Origin of the sequence: Photorhabdus bodei (assembly GCF_003287735.1) — a bacterium.
Taxonomy (GTDB): domain Bacteria; phylum Pseudomonadota; class Gammaproteobacteria; order Enterobacterales; family Enterobacteriaceae; genus Photorhabdus; species Photorhabdus kayaii.
The window spans coordinates 1-20,088 of sequence record NZ_NSCM01000012.1 but is presented as its reverse complement, the minus strand read 5'-3'; the positions used below and the strand labels follow the sequence as shown (position 1 = coordinate 20,088).

Annotated in this window: 18 protein-coding genes and 2 pseudogenes; 13 read left to right on the top strand and 7 right to left on the bottom strand. The window is 41.6% G+C overall.

The window, feature by feature from the left end:
- Positions 1-7 precede the first annotated feature (7 nt).
- Genes CKY02_RS10045 through CKY02_RS10035 form a run of 3 tightly spaced genes read left to right on the top strand, consistent with a single transcriptional unit; the run spans position 8 to position 3,382 of the window.
- Entirely contained in the window at positions 8-1,864 is a 1,857-nt protein-coding gene (locus CKY02_RS10045) for an aminotransferase class I/II-fold pyridoxal phosphate-dependent enzyme (RefSeq protein WP_112895194.1), read from the top strand.
- A complete protein-coding gene (locus tag CKY02_RS10040) occupies positions 1,861-2,535 on the top strand; it encodes a formyl transferase (RefSeq protein WP_112895193.1) in 675 nt (224 codons plus the stop codon). Before CKY02_RS10045 ends, CKY02_RS10040 begins: the two co-directional genes overlap by 4 nt.
- A 34-nt stretch (positions 2,536-2,569) precedes the next feature.
- Complete coding sequence (locus CKY02_RS10035; protein WP_112895192.1) at positions 2,570-3,382, top strand: Cof-type HAD-IIB family hydrolase; 813 nt, start codon at positions 2,570-2,572, stop codon at positions 3,380-3,382.
- 70 nt (positions 3,383-3,452) lie between these two features.
- On the opposite strand, the gene kdpE is transcribed toward CKY02_RS10035, so the two are convergent.
- From kdpE to kdpF, 6 genes are read right to left on the bottom strand one after another with little or no spacing between them, the layout of a single operon-like run.
- Positions 3,453-4,145 (bottom strand): two-component system response regulator KdpE, encoded by a 693-nt coding sequence (gene kdpE / locus CKY02_RS10030; RefSeq protein WP_193493111.1) that lies wholly within the window; start codon positions 4,143-4,145, stop codon positions 3,453-3,455.
- Positions 4,142-6,835, bottom strand: coding sequence for a two-component system sensor histidine kinase KdpD (kdpD, locus tag CKY02_RS10025; RefSeq protein ID WP_112895191.1), 2,694 nt, complete (start codon positions 6,833-6,835; stop codon positions 4,142-4,144). Before kdpD ends, kdpE begins: the two co-directional genes overlap by 4 nt.
- 8 nt (positions 6,836-6,843) lie before the next feature.
- Positions 6,844-7,425, bottom strand: coding sequence for a potassium-transporting ATPase subunit KdpC (gene kdpC / locus CKY02_RS10020; protein ID WP_112895190.1), 582 nt, complete (start codon positions 7,423-7,425; stop codon positions 6,844-6,846).
- A gap of 11 nt (positions 7,426-7,436) precedes the next feature.
- A complete protein-coding gene (kdpB, locus tag CKY02_RS10015) occupies positions 7,437-9,503 on the bottom strand; it encodes a potassium-transporting ATPase subunit KdpB (RefSeq protein ID WP_112895189.1) in 2,067 nt (688 codons plus the stop codon).
- 20 nt (positions 9,504-9,523) lie between these two features.
- Positions 9,524-11,230, bottom strand: a complete 1,707-nt coding sequence (gene kdpA / locus CKY02_RS10010; RefSeq protein WP_112895188.1) for a potassium-transporting ATPase subunit KdpA — start codon at positions 11,228-11,230, stop codon at positions 9,524-9,526.
- Positions 11,231-11,320 (bottom strand): K(+)-transporting ATPase subunit F, encoded by a 90-nt coding sequence (gene kdpF, locus CKY02_RS10005; RefSeq protein WP_041379999.1) that lies wholly within the window; start codon positions 11,318-11,320, stop codon positions 11,231-11,233. It lies immediately after the preceding gene.
- A 74-nt stretch (positions 11,321-11,394) separates the two neighbouring features.
- Between kdpF and CKY02_RS25190 the strand changes: the two genes are divergently transcribed.
- The 7 genes from CKY02_RS25190 (at position 11,395) to CKY02_RS09980 (ending at position 17,667) form a co-directional block, all read left to right on the top strand.
- The gene (locus CKY02_RS25190) at positions 11,395-11,682 is read left to right on the top strand and encodes a hypothetical protein (protein WP_112895187.1); all 288 of its coding nucleotides are present in this window, start codon (positions 11,395-11,397) and stop codon (positions 11,680-11,682) included.
- 184 nt (positions 11,683-11,866) lie between these two features.
- On the top strand, positions 11,867-12,037 hold the full coding sequence (locus CKY02_RS24510) for a hypothetical protein (protein WP_162120193.1): 171 nt from the start codon (positions 11,867-11,869) through the stop codon (positions 12,035-12,037).
- Between the two features lie 803 nt (positions 12,038-12,840).
- Entirely contained in the window at positions 12,841-13,005 is a 165-nt protein-coding gene (locus CKY02_RS24505) for a hypothetical protein (RefSeq protein WP_162120195.1), read from the top strand.
- A 9-nt stretch (positions 13,006-13,014) separates the two neighbouring features.
- Positions 13,015-13,689, top strand: a complete 675-nt coding sequence (locus tag CKY02_RS09995; RefSeq protein WP_112895186.1) for a helix-turn-helix transcriptional regulator — start codon at positions 13,015-13,017, stop codon at positions 13,687-13,689.
- Positions 13,690-13,889: 200 nt separating this feature from the next.
- Positions 13,890-14,891, top strand: a complete 1,002-nt coding sequence (locus CKY02_RS09990) for a LacI family DNA-binding transcriptional regulator (RefSeq protein WP_112895185.1) — start codon at positions 13,890-13,892, stop codon at positions 14,889-14,891.
- A gap of 159 nt (positions 14,892-15,050) precedes the next feature.
- Entirely contained in the window at positions 15,051-16,505 is a 1,455-nt protein-coding gene (nhaC, locus tag CKY02_RS09985; protein WP_112895184.1) for a Na+/H+ antiporter NhaC, read from the top strand.
- Positions 16,492-17,667: a MalY/PatB family protein gene (locus CKY02_RS09980; RefSeq protein WP_112895183.1), complete on the top strand. Its 1,176-nt coding sequence runs from the start codon at positions 16,492-16,494 to the stop codon at positions 17,665-17,667. Before nhaC ends, CKY02_RS09980 begins: the two co-directional genes overlap by 14 nt.
- Positions 17,668-17,831: 164 nt before the next feature.
- Here CKY02_RS09980 and CKY02_RS09975 read toward each other — a convergent pair whose 3' ends face one another.
- Positions 17,832-18,044, bottom strand: a complete 213-nt coding sequence (locus CKY02_RS09975; RefSeq protein ID WP_112895182.1) for a helix-turn-helix domain-containing protein — start codon at positions 18,042-18,044, stop codon at positions 17,832-17,834.
- A gap of 262 nt (positions 18,045-18,306) precedes the next feature.
- Between CKY02_RS09975 and CKY02_RS09970 the strand changes: the two genes are divergently transcribed.
- The 3 genes and pseudogenes from CKY02_RS09970 to CKY02_RS09960 form a co-directional block, all read left to right on the top strand.
- A complete protein-coding gene (locus CKY02_RS09970; protein ID WP_112895181.1) occupies positions 18,307-18,888 on the top strand; it encodes a helix-turn-helix domain-containing protein in 582 nt (193 codons plus the stop codon).
- 350 nt (positions 18,889-19,238) lie between these two features.
- A pseudogene (locus CKY02_RS09965) lies at positions 19,239-19,445 on the top strand (PAS domain-containing protein); the annotation flags it as partial.
- A gap of 57 nt (positions 19,446-19,502) precedes the next feature.
- Positions 19,503-20,088, top strand: a pseudogene (locus CKY02_RS09960) (IS630-like element ISPlu3 family transposase); the annotation flags it as partial.

The window sequence follows — 20,088 nt, the reverse complement described above, 5'->3', positions numbered from 1 at the left end:
CAAGACTATGAATGAAAAAACAGTAATATTGCTTTGTGCAGGAAGAGGCAGCCGGTTATCTACCAGAACATCAAATAAACCAAAACCTTTGGTAGAAACAAATCAAACATCATTTATCGATAATGCGCTGAAAAATATCGAAGCTGTCGGTATTAAGAAAGTGATTATTGTGGTGGGTTATAAAAGTGATATTTTAATATCTCATATTAAACAAAAGACATATAATTTGGATATTGAATTTGTTAATAGTGAAAAGTGGGAATCAACCAATAATATCTATTCTTTATACCTTGCCAGAAATTGGATTAAGCAAGATACGCTGATCCTTGAAGGGGATATCTTCTTCACAAAGAAATGTTTGGAAACAGTGATGTTAAAAGCAGGAGATCTCAATGTCCTTGTTTCTCCTCTTAGTGGCAATATGGAAGGGACTTATGCAAAAATAGATAAAGATAATATTATTGCATTAAATTCTACTAAGGATAATCATTATCAGGTTGAAGATGGTCAATATAAAACAGTAAATATTTATAATATTTGCACCGCTAATTTTGCTGAATATGTTACTAAAGAGTTAGAAAGTTACATTAATGGTGGATCGACTGGGTTATATTATGAGGATATATTTAAACAGTCTTTACTGAATAATGTAGCTGAATTTAAAGCAAGTATTGTTGATCATTCACAATGGTATGAGGTAGATAATACTTATGATCTTGCTATTTGTGACTTCATTTCAAGTAATAATAAATTAGATTTTATTCAAAATAGGCATGGTGGATACTGGCGTTATCCTATTATTGACTTTGGCTTAATTTACAATTTCAACTTTCCACCTAAAAAATTGAAAGATGAAATAAAGAATAATTTTGATGAAATATTGTTAAATTATCCTGGCGGGAATCGTTTAGTCGAGCATGCTTTATCTGAATTTATCGGGATAGAAAGAACGAAATTATGTATTTCAAATGGTGCTGCGGAGATAATTAAACGGCTTCCTGATGTTTATACAGGTAAAGTATTAGTTACTGTGCCATCATTTAATGAATATGCTAATTGCTTTGGAAAAGCAAGGACGATATATAGTTATACCAAAGAGCATCAGCAGTTTGAGATAGATATTGATGAACTATTAATGTTGGCGAAAGAAGAAAAGCCAAATGTGGTGGTGATTGAGTCACCAAATAATCCGACAGGTAAACTGACACCTATTGATAGTCTGTTATATTTGGCTGGCGAATTGTTGGCATTAAATATCGACTTAATTGTTGATGAATCTTTCTTAGATTTCTCTAAAATGCGTGATGAGACAATGTTAACGCATTTAGATAACTATAAGAATTTATCTGTTATTAGAAGCATGAGTAAAACCTTCGGGATTGGCGGTATTCGTATTGGGTATATTGCCACTGCAAATCAGGAATTACTTGGTAAAATAAGAGCTTTGTTACCCATTTGGAATATTAATGGTTTTGCTGAAGAGTTTTTATTGAGATTACCTCAATATAGAGAGAGTTATAAATTAAGCTGTGAAAAAGTGATTAGTGATACGTTAAAATTACAGCAAGAATTAAATTCAATCGAAGGTATTACTGCCTATGAAACGGATTCTAATTTTGTTTACTGTAAATTACATATTTCTGATGCGAAGACGATATCACGGTTACTTTTAGATATTCATGGGCTATATGTGAAAGAGTGTTCTGGTAAAGGAAATGCAGGCTCTGATCTCTATTTACGTATTTCTTGCAGAACACCAAGCGATAATGAAATTTTAATAAATGCATTACGTACAATCATGCAATGGCAAATAAATATTAATGATATTAAAGCGATCAAGGAAGTTAAAGAGGTTTGCGAATGAATAATCCCAAAACAGTGGTAATTTGTGGTAAAGGAGAATTGGCAATTTTCATTTGTCAATATTTCTTAAATCATAAAGACTATAAAATATCGCACGTGGTGGCAGATAAATTCGAACCTGTAAGCACTGATCAGACGTTAATCGACTTCTGTTATCAAAATAATATTTCTGTTATTGAGGATAATAAGGTTGAAAATTTACCCGGCTATGAAAGTGGTGATTTCACTTGCGATTTATGCTTTGTCGTATTTCATAAGCGGATATTACCGTTAAAATTCATTAATTCGTGTAAGAAAATCTTGAATATCCATCTGTCCTATTTACCTAAATATCGCGGCGTAAGGCCGGTAAACTGGGCTTTGAAAAATGGAGAACAGTCCCACGGTGTGACGATCCATGAAATTAATGAGGGTATTGACGCCGGGCCAATTGTCAATCAGATCTCATTTGCTATTTACCCTGAATTTGAAGAGGTTATTGATACTTATACAAGGGCTATTAACTATTCCAGACAATTATTCCTTGACACGATGCTAATATTGGAAAAAATAACACCAAGACCTCAGATTGATTCAGAGGCAACAATTTATTATGAAAAGGACAATCATAGTCTGGAAGAAAGGATGACATTTACCAAGAAAGCATCGCTTGAGTTGCTGAATCAAGCATAGATAATAGTAGTTATTAATGTACCGGAAAGCGCTCATGTATAATCTTATTGCTACAGATCTTGATGGAACTCTATTACTTCATGGGGATACGATAGGTGAATTTACCTATCAGGTGTTGACTAATTTGTCAAATAAAGGCAAGCAGATCGTATTTGCCACCGGCAGGCATCATGCTGATGTTAATTCTATTATTGGTGACTTTGATATACCTGTACATCTGATTACATCTAATGGCGCCAGATTGACCAGTGCCTGTAAAAAATTGGATATCAGACAATATCTACCGGGTGATGTAGTAAAAAGAGTGATTGAGGAAACACAGGCGGATCAGGATTTAGTGATTAATATGTATTATGGTTCTCAATGGTTAACCAGTGAGCTACACCATAGTTTCAATGATTTTAATCAGAATGATAATTTTAATCCCGCGGTTAGGCAGGCTGATGAAATGCCTTGTGATGCGGTTGAGAAAATCTTTTTCATTCACAAGAAGAGAGATCATGATGCGTTGGTTAAATTAGAACGTCATTTAATTGATCTATTTTCTGATCATGTCAGTGTCGCTTTCTCATTTCCTTGGTGTCTAGAAGTGATGGACCGTGGTGTTTCAAAGGGACAAGCTTTAATTCAGTTAGCTGAGTTTCTTGGCGTCCCAATTAATAAAACGATTGCGTTTGGTGACGGTATGAATGATGTGGAAATGCTTTCAACCGTAGCTAAAGGGGTCATCATGGGCACTGCACAGGATAGGGTTAAACAAGCGCTTCCTTACGCTGATATTATTGGTTCTTGCCGCGAAGAGTCTGTCGCTTATTATTTATCTGAACATGTGTGTCAGGTGAAATAAGCGGATATCAGCTTTGCTGAGAGATATTAATTGCCTGAGATATGAAGTGATTCGATTTGTGTCTCAGGCATTAAGGCATAAACCGATAGCCAATGCCGGTTTCAGTCAATAAATGTTTTGGTCTGGTTGGGTCGGTTTCTAATTTTTGTCGTAAATGCCCCATATAAATCCGTAAATAATGGTTGTGTTCAACATAATTAGGACCCCAAACTTGGTTGAGTAATTGGCGTTGGGTGAGTACTTTGCCGCTATTCGCCAATAATTCACCTAGTAACCGGAATTCAATCGGGGTTAGATGCAGTTCTTCATCGTTTTTGGTGATTCGGCGGTTAACCAAATCGACAACGACATCAGAAAAATGAACGATCGATTCTTCTTTATTAGTTCTGGCAAAACGGCGTAAGGCAACCCGGACTCTTGCCAATAGTTCACTGATGCCAAAGGGTTTACTCAGATAGTCATCAGCGCCGGCATCCAATGCTGCAACTTTATCCGCTTCTTTATCGCGGGCAGAAAGAACAATAACGGGAATTGCGCTCCATTGGCGTAGATCACGGATCAAATTAATACCGTCACCATCCGGCAAGCCCAAATCAAGAATAATTAAGTCAGGCTTGCGGGTTCCCGCTTCAATTAGGCCCCATTTCAGCGTATCACTGTCAAATACGCGATAGCCTTTACCTTCCAACGCTAGTCGAACAAAGCGTCGGATCTCTTTTTCATCTTCAATAATCAAAATGGTGTTATTGTTGGTAATAATCACATCTCCTCAGTAATAATTTCAGGTGGTTTCTCTAACGGTAGAACAAAGTGAAAACTTGCTCCACCTTTTTCGTTATTGGTTGCCCAAATCTTTCCTTGGTGGATTTCAATAATTGCCCGGCAAATTGCTAATCCAAGGCCCACTCCTGGAATAGCAGACTCTTTGCGAGCGCGGGAGAATTTATCGAAAATTAATTGTTCTTGTTCCGGCGGAATGCCTTTACCTGCATCCCAAACTTCAATATGAATTTGATTTTTTTCTGTTGTTGCTTTAATACCTAGTGGTATTTGCTCATCGGTATATTTGATTGCATTTTCCAACAGGTTGACAAATACCCGCTCCAGTAAACTGGCATCACAATGCAATAGTAAATCGGATGGCAGGGAAACTGCAACGGGATGACGGTTGAGTGCATATTCCAGCGAACGTAAGGTACTGCCGACGATCTCTTCCAGCGATTGCCATTCCAGATTGAGCTGAATGCCTCCCGATTGGATACGCGCCATGTCCAGTAAGTTATTAACCAGACGGGAAGTGCTGAGAATTTGTTGACGAATCTGATTCACCTGTTTGGTATGTGGAGAGCCTTCGGCTGATAAATCCAACATCAGGATTTCCGCTTGTCCGAATAGGACGGTCAGCGGTGTGCGTAAATCGTGAGACAGGGCCGCCAGAAGCGAGTTACGTAACTGTTCCCGCTCTGTATCCAATTTAGCGGATTCTGCCCGGCGTGAGAGTTGCAATCTTTCCAGTGCATTGGCGATCAGGCCGGTAAATGTTTGCAGCAATCGCTGTTGTTCAGGGATCAGTAATTGGCGCAAATAGGATGGCTCAATAGCTAATACAGCCAGTGTCTGAGAAGGTGTAGCGATAGGCTGTAGTTGGTAAGGTACGCTAGGTAAGGTATCTGTTCCCGCTCCAGCCGGCAGATTTTTATCAAAACTCCATTTTGCAATGGCATCATCAATCAACATATGACCGCCATTATTGGTCGTGAGTTGATATAAATTACCATCTTCGTTGGGTAAAAAGAGGCCGGTTTTAGCCTGAAAACCATTGGCAAGAAAATGGTAGCTGGTACGGGCAATGTCTTCTTCATTCAGCGCCCGGCTCAGTTCACGGGTCATTTCGTAGAGATTGCGGGTTCGTTGTTCGCGGTAACGGGCAATTCGCGCCTGATATCTCATTCCCGCTGTGAGGTTTCCGACAACGACACCGACTATTAGCATGACAGTAAAGGTCAGCAGGTACTGCATATCGGTAACAGCAAGAGACCAATGAGGCTGTACAAAGAAGATATCGAAACTGATGACATTAATGAAAGCGGCAAAGATTGATGGTTGGCGTCCGTAAAATAGCGCAATGATAACGACGCCAAGCAGATAAAGCGTGACAAGATTGGCTTTATCAAGGGTCAGCAAGAATGTTCTGGAGAACAGGGTAATAAGTGTACAGAGAGCAATAGCGATCAGGCAGCCCTGAATCTGTACTCGCCATTTTTCACTGACAGAGCGGTTGTCCTGTTCTTTATCCCATCGGCTGCGCTCTTCTAATGCGACAATCACTAGATCCAAATCTGGTCCTAGTTTTCCCAGTCGGTCAGCAAAACCTGGGCGCCATTGCCAGCCAAACAGCTTCTGTTTGGAGGTACAGCGACGGCCTATCAGAATTTTGCCGAGGTTATGTTCTCTGGCATAACGTAATACCGCTTTTTCTTTGTTTGAATCGGAAAGTGTCGCGGTTTCAGCCCCCAATTCATGCGCTAATCTGAGTGCTTTTAAGATAGTGCGCCGTTTACCTTCGGGTAGTTGGTACAGTTTTGGGGTTTCAACGTAAATTGCATGCCAGATACAGCCTAATCGGGCTGCGAGGCGAGCGGCAGTGCGGATGAGCTTTTCATTGCCTGAGCTATTACCAATGCAGAGTAGAAGATTATCACGGGTATGCCAGACCGGTTCATGCCCTTGTGTGTCGCGGAAAGCACGCATTTGATCATCCACGCGATCAGCCGTCCGGCGTAAAGCGAGCTCTCGTAATGCAATTAAATTACCTTTGCGGAAAAAATGTTCAATGGCGCGTTCTGCCTGGCTAGGGATATAGACCTTACCTTCATGGAGCCGCTGGCGCAGATCATCTGGGGGCAGATCAACTAAGACAATTTCATTCGCCTGATCAAAGATATGATCAGGGACGGTTTCCCTGACCCGGATACCAGTAATATCCCCCACAACATCATTGAGGCTTTCCAGATGCTGAACGTTGATGGTAGTCAGTACATCTATGCCAGCCTCAAGTAATTCTTCAACGTCCTGCCAGCGTTTGGGATGACGGTTGGTGTGAGGATTACTGAATGCCAACTCATCCATCAAAATGATGGCTGGGTGGCGGGCAATGGCGGCATCAAGATCAAAGACGCTGATTCTGCGCCGTCGATATTGGATCTGTTTCAGGGGCAATTGTGGCAGACCATCAAGTAAAGCGGCGGTGTCTTGCCGCTCATGGGTTTCTACCACGCCGATAACCATATCCAGCCCTTGAGCACGCAATCTTTGCGCTTCCTGCAACATAGCATAGGTTTTTCCCACGCCAGCGCAGGCACCGAAAAATATTTTTAATTTACCGCGCTGTTTCTCATTAACCAGTGTCAGTAATTCATCCGGGTCAGGGCGCTGTGGTTCGTGTTGATCCATGTTCAGCCTTACTGTTTTTTCTTGTGCAAATTATCAAGGGCAAGATTAAGTTTTAACACATTAATCACTGGCTCACCGAGGAATTCCGATGGTGGTGGCTCAATATTATCCTTGATTAATCGCTTTATCACTTTAATCGGTAAATGGCGTGCATCAGCGACTCTCTGTGCTTGAAAGTCAGCGGCGGCGGGTGAGATGTGAGGATCAAGACCGCTAGCGGATGCGGTGACCAGATCAACCGGTACAGGAATGTCTGGTTGACGGTTAAATTGACGCAGTTGTTCAACTCTACGTTTGATTTCATCATCCAATATCGGGTTGGAGGGCGCTAAATTGCTGCCACCAGAGGATTGGGGGTTATAGGGATAATCTACGGTAGCAGAAGGGCGACCCTGAAAATAGATCGCCTTAGTGAAGGGTTGACCAATCAGTTCAGAGCCAACGGGTTGACCACCTTGTTTAACCATAGAGCCTTGTGCTTGATAAGGAAACATCAGTTCTGACAAACCTGTTGCCAGCAATGGATAAGCTACGCCGGTAATCAGTGTCAGAAATATCAGCAACACAATAGAAGAACGTAACCAAATCATTTTCATCACCTTTATTTAAGTATCAGCAAAGTCAGCAACATATCTATCAGTTTGATGCCGATGAAAGGCGTTATCAGACCACCCAGACCATAAATCCACAGGTTGCGGCGTAAAAGCGACGATGCATTCATTGGGCGGTAGCTCACGCCTTTTAGAGCCAATGGGATCAAGAAAACAATAATCAGTGCGTTAAAGATAACTGTCGATAAAACCGCCGAAGTAGGCGAGTGCAGGTGCATGATATTCAAGACATTTAATTGTGGATAAGTGACGGCGAACGCCGCCGGGATAATGGCAAAATATTTTGCGATATCATTGGCGATACTGAATGTGGTCAGAGAGCCACGCGTCATCAACATCTGTTTACCAATATGGACAACTTCGATCAGTTTGGTTGGGTTGGAATCCAGATCCACCATATTGCCGGCTTCCTTGGCGGCTTGAGTGCCTGAATTCATAGCAACGGCAACATCGGCTTGAGCAAGAGCAGGGGCATCATTAGTGCCATCACCTGTCATGGCGACCAGACGCCCTTCGGATTGATATTGGCGGATCAGGGCTAGTTTGGCTTGGGGGGTAGCTTCAGCCAAAAAGTCATCTACTCCGGCTTCTGCGGCAATCGCAGCCGCAGTCAGACGGTTATCGCCGGTAATCATAACGGTCTTGATTCCCATACGGCGCATTTCACTGAATCGCTCTTTAATGCCGCCTTTTACGATATCTTTTAGCGCGACAACTCCCAGCACCTGTTGATTTTCGGCGACAACCAGTGGGGTACCTCCTTTACGTGCCACTGTCTGTACCAGAATTTCCACGGCTTCAGGGAATTTTCCGTGATTGACTTCAATATGGCGGCGGATTGCATCGACAGCGCCTTTGCGGATCAGGCGGTTTTCCACATTAACACCACTCATTCGAGTCATGGCAGAGAAAGGTACAAAAGTTGCATTCAGTGAGTGCAGATCACGTTTACGCAGATTGAATCGCTGTTTTGCCAGAATGACAATGCTGCGGCCTTCTGGTGTTTCATCGGCTAAAGAAGAGAGTTGGGCGGCATCCGCTAACTGCTGTTCCGTTATGCCGGGTACGGGCAGAAACTGAGAGGCTTGGCGATTTCCCAAGGTGATAGTGCCGGTTTTATCCAGTAGCAGCACATCCACATCACCCGCTGCTTCAACGGCTCGTCCGCTGGTGGCGATAACATTGGCACCTAGCATGCGGCTCATGCCTGCGACACCAATGGCAGAAAGTAACCCACCAATCGTGGTAGGAATAAGACAAACTAATAACGCTATCAATACCGTGACAGTGATAGGTTGACCAGATTGGTTAGTCTCCACGCTGAATATTGAAAATGGCAGTAGGGTGACACACACCAATAGAAAGATGATTGTTAGAGCAGTCAACAAAATAGTCAGTGCAATCTCGTTTGGGGTTTTACGACGTTTAGCCCCTTCCACCATTGAAATCATGCGGTCAAGAAAAGTTTCACCGGGATTAACTGAACATTCGACCACCAGCCAGTCAGATAGCACATGTGTACCGCCAGTCACAGAGGAAAAATCACCGCCAGATTCGCGGATAACGGGGGCAGATTCTCCGGTGATTGCACTTTCGTCAATAGAAGCGCCACCTTCGATAACTTCACCATCGCAAGGGATGGTTTCACCAGCTTCAATAATGACGATATCCCCTTTGCGTAGGCTGTCAGAAGGGACTTTCTCTCTGGCTGCACTACGATTGGCTGAATTTAGTTTAGTTGCCCAACTGGTTTTTCTTACCCCTTTAAGGCTGGCCGCCTGAGCTTTGCTTCTGCCTTCTGCCAGTGCTTCGGCAAAGTTAGCGAATAGCACAGTAAACCACAGCCATAAGGCGATGTTACCGGTGAACAGCGCATTTCCGTTAAATTGACCCGCTAACATGGCAATCCATAAAATGGTGGTTAACCCACTGCCTAGATAGACGACAAACATTACTGGGTTACGCCATTGTGCAGCCGGATGACATTTTTTGACTGAATCAATCAGGGCATTACGAATCAAAGCAGGTTCGAATAATGTCTGTTGCTTGTTGGTCATGGTATTCCTCTCTTTGGCGCTTACCGGGCTATTAGCCAGATTTGTAAATGTTCAATGACCGGGCCAAGGATCAGAGCCGGAATAAAAGTCAACGCACCGATTAGCATGATGGTCAAAATCAATAGACTGATAAACAGTGGGTCATAGGTGGGGAGTGTACCGTTGCTGGCAGGCTGGCGTTTTTTTACGGCCAAAGAACCGGCAATAGCAAGTACTGGCAGGATCATGCCAAAGCGACCCAAAAATAGGATGATGGCTAGCAACAAGTTGTAGAACATGTTGTTGGTACTGAGGCCGGCGAAAGCACTACCATTATTGTTGGCAGCGGAGGAGAGGGCATAGAGCACTTCACTGAAACCGTGAGCGCCGGGGTTCAGAATACCGGCACGTCCACTGGCAGTGGATATGGTAAGTGCCGTTCCTAAAAGAGCCAGTGTAGGGGTAACCAGAATCGCGAGTGCCACCATTTTCATCTCGAATACTTCGATTTTTTTACCGAGATATTCAGGCGCGCGGCCTATCATTAAACCGGCGATAAAAACGGTCAGCAGAACGAACAGTAACATACCATATAAACCAGAACCCACACCGCCAAACACGACTTCGCCAATTTGTATCAACCACATTGGGATCATGCCACCAAGCGCAGTGAAAGAATCATGCATGGCATTGACGGCGCCACAGGAAGCGGCGGTGGTTACGACGGCATAAATTGAGGTTGCGAGGATGCCAAAGCGGTTCTCTTTACCTTCCATATTGATATTACTGTTGGCACCTAACAGACTGAAATGGGGATTCCCTTTCAGTTCGGCATACATGACTCCTACGGTGGCAATGACAAAGATGATGCTCATTGCCCACAATAGAGTGTGCCCTTGACGGTTATCACCAACCACTTGCCCAAAGGCAAAACAGAGTGCGCAAGGGATCAAGAAGATAGACAGTATCTGAATGAAATTGCTGATAGCAGTTGGATTTTCAAAGGGGTGTGATGAGCTAGCCCCAAAGAATCCACCTCCATTGGTGCCCAATAATTTGATGGCTTCCTGTGAAGCGACGGGGCCCATTGGGATCAATCGCGGTTGGCCTTCAATGGTATGGGCTAATTGATACGGTTCGAAATTCTGAATCACTCCCTGGCTGACAAAAACGAGCGTGATAACCATAGACAGCGGTAATAGCAGATAAAGGGTGATACGTGTGATATCAACCCAGGCGTTGCCTACGGTTTTGACGCCATGACGGGAAAATGCGCGTATCAGCGCAAATGCCACTGCAATACCGGTCGCGGCAGAAAGAAAGTTCTGCACGGTTAGACCTGTCATTTGGCTAAAGTAACTTAGTGTGTTTTCTCCACTGTATGCCTGCCAATCAGTATTGGTGATAAAGCTGATGGCTGTATTCAGCGCCAGATCCCATTTGAGCCCGGGGAAATGTTCAGGATTAAGGGGAAGAGCTTGTTGTGTGATTAAAAGCGTGAATAGCAGCAATAGTCCAGTTAGATTAAAAATAGTAATAGCTAATGCATATTGCCACCAGTTCATTTCTTTGACTGTGCCGCCAGGTTTTTGTAAGCCACAGCAACGCCAAAGGCCAGATTCTGCTTTAGTCAGCCCGCGAGGAATATTACCGTCGATCATGTTGGCGATAACGTTTCCGAGTGGTTTTGCCAGCATCAGTAGAATCAGTAAAAAACTGGAGATCAATAAAAAAGCGGAGGCGGCCATTTAAAAATCCTCCGCATGGAGTAACGCATAAATCAGATAAACCAGTAACAGGGCTACTAATAACGCGCCGGAAATGAAGAATATGCTCACTGCTTATCTCCTGAAAACTTGGATAGTAAAGATTAGGTAAGGAGATGCAAAGATGCTGATAAAAGAGTGAATGGATGTGTAAAAAAAGTGTAAAAATGATAATAAGTGGGGGTAAGAAGAACCGCCGTCAAAGGTTACTCGGTTTAGTATTACTGTCGTATTTCCTTTTTTCAGCAGAAGATACTTTTATAGAAAAGTTTAATATTATGGTAAAAGATCTAAACACTCTTAAGGCATTGAGTTCCTTTCTCATTGACTTTTCTTACTCTGAAATCTTTCAGTTGATAATTAGTTGGATTTTGTTGCCTGAATTGTTAGAGGTATTAGATAATTTTGAATTAATAAATAATCCTGTGCATTAATGTTCTGATTATTCATATACTATTGATAATTCGCTAAAGTAATCACAATATTAAAACTTGGTGTATAATATTCGTATTTTACCTATTGTAACGGTTCGTATTGGAAAACACCCGAACTTAAATTGATTGCGATTTTTATGCCATGGATACACCATGTACTAAATCAAAGTATCTAATCTAGGGAGTGGATATTAGAGAAAGAAGGCTGATACCACTTATTAACTATACCCTATGGATTTCAAGACGGATCGCGACGGCAAGGGAGCGAATCCCCGGGAGCATAGATAACGATGTGACCGGGGTGAGTGAGTGTAGCCAACAAAGAGGCAACTTGAAGGATGACAGGTATATATAGAGTCTGTGTGTAGTTCTGTATAATTGCCGCCACGATTAAAAATGGTCATTCAGATGCTTAGCCAGTTCGGCTGTGAGTGTTTTAAGTTTCTTTTCGCTCATAATTTACCTGCCTGCCTGCGTTGTTGGAAGGAATATATAAATACTAGATAATTGCACAACTTAAATTACAGTTTCATAATAGAGGGTGATATAGAGATAATAATTTTACCATTATAGTTTGTCATAATTTTTATAGCTTAAGCTTGATGCCTAATTATTTTCGTTCATCCAATTATCCCCTCATTTACTCACAATAGTACGACTACGCTATTGTTCATTCTCCTCTTTGGTGGGGACGGATTTCACTGGCTCATTTCATACGAAAAATGGAGGATAGTCTGACAGATTCTGAAGAACTCCGTCACGAGATCCACAGGGGGTTTAACGTGGTGGAGACATAGCGACACTGGCTGAAGGAAGATCTCTTAGGATGTGATTATGTTCATATAGCCTCTTATGGGATATTAAGAACATCCATTGAAATATTCCAAAAAAAGTTAGTGGTTATTGCGGATGCTTGGTTATAAGCAAGATAAAAAATTGATATATAAATCACATTTTCAAACTTCATGAAACCGGTTACATGAACATCAAACTTATCTCACATTCCATCAAAAATGAATTCGTTACTCTATTGTAACAAACAATTTGAAACGGGAGTTTAAACTGTATGATTAAGAATAATATTAATCTGGGACCACTCATACTGTTGAGATCATAGCAATACTATATCCCTATAGAGCGAATAGCTATTTTTGCTGATTGTTAAAATATTTTTCTATTTATACCCTATGGATTTCAAGTTGCATCGCGACGGCAAGGGAACGAATCCCCGGGAGCATAGATAACTATGTGACCGGGGTGAGTGAGTGCAGCCAACAAAGAGGCAGCTTGAAAGATGACGGGTATATATTCAATGATTATTGAAGGTCATATATGAGTCAAATCACCCCTCAGTTAACAAATATGTGGGATAAAAGTCATGAATCATGGTTTGTAAAAGATAAGAATCTTCGTTTTATATATGCAAATAAAGAGTTTATTAAATTAAGTAAATTACCTGAACACTTTGATGTTATGGGATATACTGCTAAAGAATTACCTACACCGTTTAATTGTCTTGTTCACCTTTTTGAAGAACATGACCGTAAGGTTTTACAGACTATGCAACGAATATCATCGATTGGGGCTCATCTTCAAAGCAATAGTCAACAACTTAAGCCCTATTTTTGTGAAAAATACCCGTTAATGGATGAAAATAATCAATGTATTGGAATAATTTGTCATGTTAAAGAAATAAATCATTTTTCAGTACATCATTATGTTAAAAATGATAAAATTACGTCTGTTAAGCTTAGACCGCCTAATAATATATTGACAGAAAAAGAATGGATAGTAATCTTTTTGTTCTGCCGCGGCCTTAGTAACCGATGTATTGCTGACGAAATAAAAATATCAGGTCGTACCTTGGAAGGGTATTTTCAAAGTATCTATGAGAAATTATCAATCAGCTCAATTATTGAATTGAAACTATTTTGTGAAAAGAATAATTATGATTTATATATTCCACCAAAATACTTTAAATCTATGAACCATTTTTTGCTGGATTAAGAATGATCCCTGTGCTCCGTATGTTCTGTCACTTAATAATCTGTGATGTAAATCAGCTTCATAGCTTATTTTCAAAGCCATATCGTAGACTGGGTTGTTAAGATCTTTATCGTCGGTATATTGAGAATCCAATTCATACTTCCAACCGCTTTTATTAGCTGGGATATGATTTATTTTACATACATCTCTGAGGTGAGAGCATGACCACTATGAAAGACGTAGCACATCAGGCTGGAGTATCCGTGGCCACTGTAAGCCGTGTCATTAATAATACCGCTTACGTCGAGCCGGGTACTCGTGAGCGTGTAGAGAAAGCTATGCGAGAGTTCAACTACCATCGTAATTCTGCCGCACTTGCATTAGCGAAAAGGTGCGGGCATATGTTGGGTTTACTCACCGGCAATTTGGCTGATCCTTTTTTTTCCCTTTTGGCTCGTGGGGTTGAAAAAGTCGCCCGGCAAGAAGAAGTAAAGCTGATGGTTTGTAGTGGGGGATATCAAGCTGAACTTGAAAAATCTGCCTTAGATTTTTTAATTAATCAGGGATGCGAAGCAATTGTAGCGCATGTCAGTAGGATGAGTGATGTGGATGTATTACGTTATGCAGCGCATACACCAGGATTAGTGATTATCAATCGATATTTCCCTGCTATCGCCAACCGGTGCATTTGGTTAGATAATGTCAGTGCTTCTCAGGCTGCCACCAACTATCTTCTTCAAAACGGTCATCGAAAAATTGCTTGTGTAACAGCAGATCTACCGATTGATAATAGAAGGCTCCGCCTGGAAGGATATCAGGCTGCAATGGCTAATGCGGGTATCACAGTACCTGGCAATTGGGTTATTAGTGTGCCATTCAACGAAAAAGGTGGGGAACTGGCAGCAGAAAAGCTCTTGGAAAGTGGCATTGGTTTTACCGCGGTAGTAACATTTAATGACGTCATGGCTGCCGGTATGATGCGATCCCTACATCAACGGAAAATCAAATTACCGGAACAACTGTCGATTGTTGGGTTTGATGATATTGTCCCGGCCCGATATCTTTATCCCCCTTTAACCACCGTACACAATCCAATAGAACGAATGGCTCAGCGGGCGGCTAATCTGGCATTGCAACTCAACGCCGGAAAAGAAATAGCTCCACAAGTGAATATGTTCTCAGCCGAACTTGTCATCAGAGATTCCGTTTTTGTAATCAAGTAGTAAAAAGTGTCGCACATAAGTGTAAAAGCGATATACAGATCACATTTCATATCTCATGAAACCAATTACATGAACAAGTAATCTCTGTCACATCTCATTCAAAATAAATTCATTATTCTATTCTGTTTCAACAACCCATCTGAAACTTGGGGTTTTAATATGGATGACAAGAAAAAGCTTAATCTGGGACTCGCTATGTTGCCAATCGCAGCAATGCTCTTATTGTTGGTTATTGGGTATGGTCAACTGAATTTACGCATCGAATCCTTATTGCTCATATCAGCAGGAATAGCAGCAGCCTTGGCATATTGGCAAGGTTATCGTTGGAATGACATCATCGATGCGATTGTGGCGAAGCTAGCCAAGGCGATGCCGGTGATGATGATACTGATTTGTGTCGGCGGGTTAATTGGGACCTGGATGTTCAGCGGAACCATACCTTACATGATGTATTGGGGGTTAAAACTGATTAGCCCTCAATACATACTGATTGCTGCTTTCTTTATCACGAGCGTTATCTCGGTTTGTACTGGTACGTCATGGGGATCAGCCGGAACAGCGGGGGTTGCTCTCATGGGAGTCGCCGCTGGCCTTGATGTGTCTTTGGCCGCGGCCGCCGGAGCGGTTGTTTCAGGCGCATATTTCGGTGATAAAATTTCACCGTTGTCTGACTCAACTAACTTCGCTGCCATTGTTGCCGATACTGATCTTTACAGTCATGTTCAACATTTGATGTATACCACTATTCCCAGCTTTATTTTGGCCGCTATTGTTTATTTTATTGCTGGTCATACAAGCTTAACGGGTAATGTGGCAACACCTGAAAAAGTCACAGAAATCGTGCAATCTCTTGAAAGCCTGTATCACTTCAATTTATTGCTGATTTTGCCACCGATACTGGTTTTGTGGGGCGCAATAACAAAACGTCCGGTGATACCCGTCATGCTTGCTGCCTGTGTATTAGCTATTGTGCTTGGAATAGGTCTACAGGGGCTCACCCTTAAACAGGGCCTTAATGCGTTGATAGACGGTTTCAATCTCTCGATGTTTTCTGATCAGGGACACAACATTACCGGGGTCGTTAGCGATGTCTCCCGTCTGCTCAATCGTGGTGGTATGTTCTCGATGATGAGTACTATCCTGCTTGCATTTTGTGCATTCGCGTTTGCCGGTGCTTTAGCACTCACTGGTGCCTTGACCATCATCATTAACCGGCTTCTACAAGTTGTTCACACAACCGGGCAACTTATCGCTGCAACCTTGGCAACAACTATTCTGGTAACAGGTGCAACCTGTAACGGAAAGCTGGCTCTCCTTATCCCGGCGGAACTGTTCAAAGGGGCTTATCGTCGCATGGGACTGGATAATAAAAATCTGTCACGAACAATAGAAGATGGCTGTACTGTCATAGAGCCGTTGATCCCCTGGACTGCTGCTGGTATTTACATGGCGACTACATTGGGTGTCAGTACGCTTGAGCTACTGCCTTGGGCTATCCAGTGCTATGCTGCCGTCTTCTTGGCTCTCATTTATGGCTTTACTGGTTTCGGTATTGCAAAAATCACGCCGGAAAACTCCCTGAATAACAAGGAAATCCAAAGTGAAGTTGCCTGATTTTAACCGAATAATCGATCGCCACAATACAAGCTCTGTTAAGTGGGATTTTTTAAATCGTCACTTGCACTTAAATAAGACTGACCTGCTGCCAATGTGGGTGTCTGATTTCGATTTTCAATGCCCGGAAGAGGTCTTACAAACACTCTATTCCCGAATTGACCACGGTATTTTTGGTTATAGCGAACGCGACGATTGCTATTACCAGGCGGCAATAGACTGGTTTTCAAGGCGCCATAAACTGACCTTGTACCGCGACTGGTTTACGTCGATAGAAGGCGTCATACCCGGATTGGCTTTACTGATACAGATGCTCAGTAAACCGGGGGAAGGTGTCGTTGTGCAAGGGCCCTATTATGCTTCATTCGCCAAAATTATTACTATGAATGGCAGGATGGTGATTGAAAACCCGCTTCTTGAAAGTCTGGAAGGTTATAAAATTGATTATAATCATCTGGAACAGATGTTGGAGCGACACAGACCGCCTCTGCTATTGTTATGTAATCCGCACAACCCTACGGGCCGATGTTGGAATAGTGATGAATTGCTCCAGTTATTAATGCTTTGTAAAAGGTACGGTACGACCGTAATTTCCGATGAAATTTGGGCTGATTTAATTTTGCCTTGGGGGAAATTCACCTCAATACTGCATCTGGGGAGTGAATGGCATGGTAACGTCATTGCCGCTACCTCGACAAGTAAGGCATTTGGGCTTTCATCACTCCGTATATCAAACTTTCTCATTCCAGATCCCGAACTTCGACGTGCCTTTATCGATCGGTTGAATGCGCATGGGCTGGATGTCTTCAACGCGCTATCTATGGCTGCGGCAACAGCAGCATACCAGTATGGGGATGCTTGGCTTGATGAGCTACAATATTACCTGGCTGAAAATCGTTGCTGGTTCGAGCAGGCTTTGTCTGCGGTTCCTTGGTGCCGAATGACAAAAGCGGAAGGTACATATCTGGCTTGGCTGGATTGTCGCAATTTAGGTCTGGATGATGACACTTTACAACGGGCCTTACTACAAAAAGCCAAAATAGTTGTTTCAATGGGATTGAGTTTTGGCAATCAGGGGAAAGGGTTTATCAGGATAAACTTGGGTTGTCCTCGTGCCTATCTTGAAAAGGCAATCGACGGTTTAATTCAATTGACGTTATAAAATAAGAAGGTATCCACGAAATTAGTAGAAATATTAGCACAATAACAAAGCAGGGCGTTAATAGCCCTGTTTTAATTCGATGATCATACCTGAGGCTTTCCACAAGAAAAGTTTTAGGTATTTAATCTCTTCTCATTAACTTTTTTCGAGAAGTTTATTTTAATTCATTTAGAATATCTGCTTGGCCATATTTCGAAAGGCTCGCGATTCAAAGCAGTAGCAATGAGCTGTTCACCTTTAGGCCACGGACGATGCAAAGCATTTGATAAAGTGGATGATGCAAGCCCTGCTTCTCTTGAAACAGCAGATAACGTTGTTCCTCGTTTTTTTAGTCCCGCAATAATATCCGCTGGGTGCCAGTCGTCTTTTACAATCATTCCTTTCTTTTCTCCTCAGTTTGGTTATTCAAGGTGCTATATTCATACTCTCGCATATTAATATTTTTATGTTGTTACAGCTTTTTCCCTGAGTCCGCACTGGCGCGGAATGCTAAAAATAGCTGTACTAAGACATTAAACCCTGCCAAGTACAGCCAAATATTCTCCGAATAGGAAAATGTTATGTCTAACGACAAAAAAGTTTATAAATGAACTCTAATTGTTCAGAAAGTTTAGTTATTTTTGGGAATGCTGGAAGCGGATGAAATACTTTAACGAATGTCTTAAGGAAGCTCTTCAGTTACGAGGAATGACACCCATAAAGTTAGCCGATAAAATCGGCGTGCAAGGGGGTTATATTTCGAAACTTCTTTCGGGGCAAATCAACAATACCAAGTACATAGACGCAATCAGTGAATGTCTCAATGTCAATGTTACGTGGCTTAAAAGTGGAGATGGGCTGCCTGTCGTAGGTACTGAGACACATTATGTCGATATTCCACTTTACACGTCAGTTGATGAATATAGTAAAAAAAGTTATATAAAAATGGCCCGCATTCCGTATTTACGTACAAATAAGGGTGATGATCTATTTGCAATATCAATGTCTCATAATGACTTATTCGAGGAGGGTGCAACTATGGTTGTTAACAAGCATGGAAAAGGAAACGGTTTTTTTCTTATTGAAGATAATAAAGAGTTATTCATCTCATCTCGATTTGATAATATAAATAGCCTCAATTGGTTACATCATACAAATAAAAAATCAATAGCAATCAATACAGCCAAAATTTTAGGAAAAATCGTGGCATTTTATGAGCAGCCTTATTCAATTCATGTATAGAAGAAAAACCGTTAAATGATCACGCTAAGATCCGATTTGATAACAAATTTAAAAATTTTTATGTAACATATAGCAACATAATATCTCATATCTTTATAAGACAATCTATCTTAACAGATTGCGATGTTATGTGAGTACAATTTCAACGGGTGAAATAAATCACTTTCAATAAAAAATAATATTTTTTCTTATATTATTTGGTATTGATAATACCAGAATAAAATTAATAAACAGCCAATCTTTGGCTGGATGATCGTTATACTGTACTATATTATATGCTTAAGTTATTTTATGTATAATCAGAAAACACTTCATTCAGATAATGACTTAATAATAATTAAGGAGTTACTATGTCAAATATAAGAAACAAACCCAATCATATTACGCCACAATTAACGCTGATGTGGGATAAAAGCGATGAACCTTGGGGTGCCAGAGATCGCGAGTCAAGATTTATTTATGCTAACCCTGCTTTTTATCAACTGCTCAACCTTCCTGAAGATTTCAATATTATAGGGCTATCTATGGGTGAATTACCCTCGCCTATTGCCGAATATACCCGTAATCATTGAAGATGCTTGATTTTATCCGAAATGGAGATCATTATCCTCGCTATGAAAATATTTATTACATCAGAACAAAAAATCAAACTTGAACGTCTTCACGACACCACTCGTGATGGTCAAGTACGAGACAGAATAAAAGCTATCCTTCTGGCTTCTGAAGGGTGGAGTTCTGTCATGATAGCCCAGGCATTGCGACTCCATCAGACCACCGTTGACCGCCATATCGGTGATTACCTCAATCAGGGGAAACTTAAATCTGACAATGGAGGGTCTGATAGTTTGCTTTCCCGAGAACAAACTGATTTTTTAATCAATCACTTATCTCAACATCTTTTCCATCACACCCATGAAATCGTGGCCTATGTTGCTCAGCTCTGGAATATTACCTTTAGCATTCCCGGCATGAATAAATGGCTACACCGTCAGGGTTTTTCTTATAAAAAACCTTGTGGCGTCCCTCATAAATTCGACGCAGAAAAACAGCGACAATTTATTGAATATTATGAGAATCTTAAAGTCACAGCGAAAGACGAACCCATCCTCTTTCTTGACGCGGTTCACCCGACTCAAGGCACTAAACTCGGTTATGGCTGGATGCGAAAAGGCGAGAAAAAAACAGTCAAAACAACAGGAA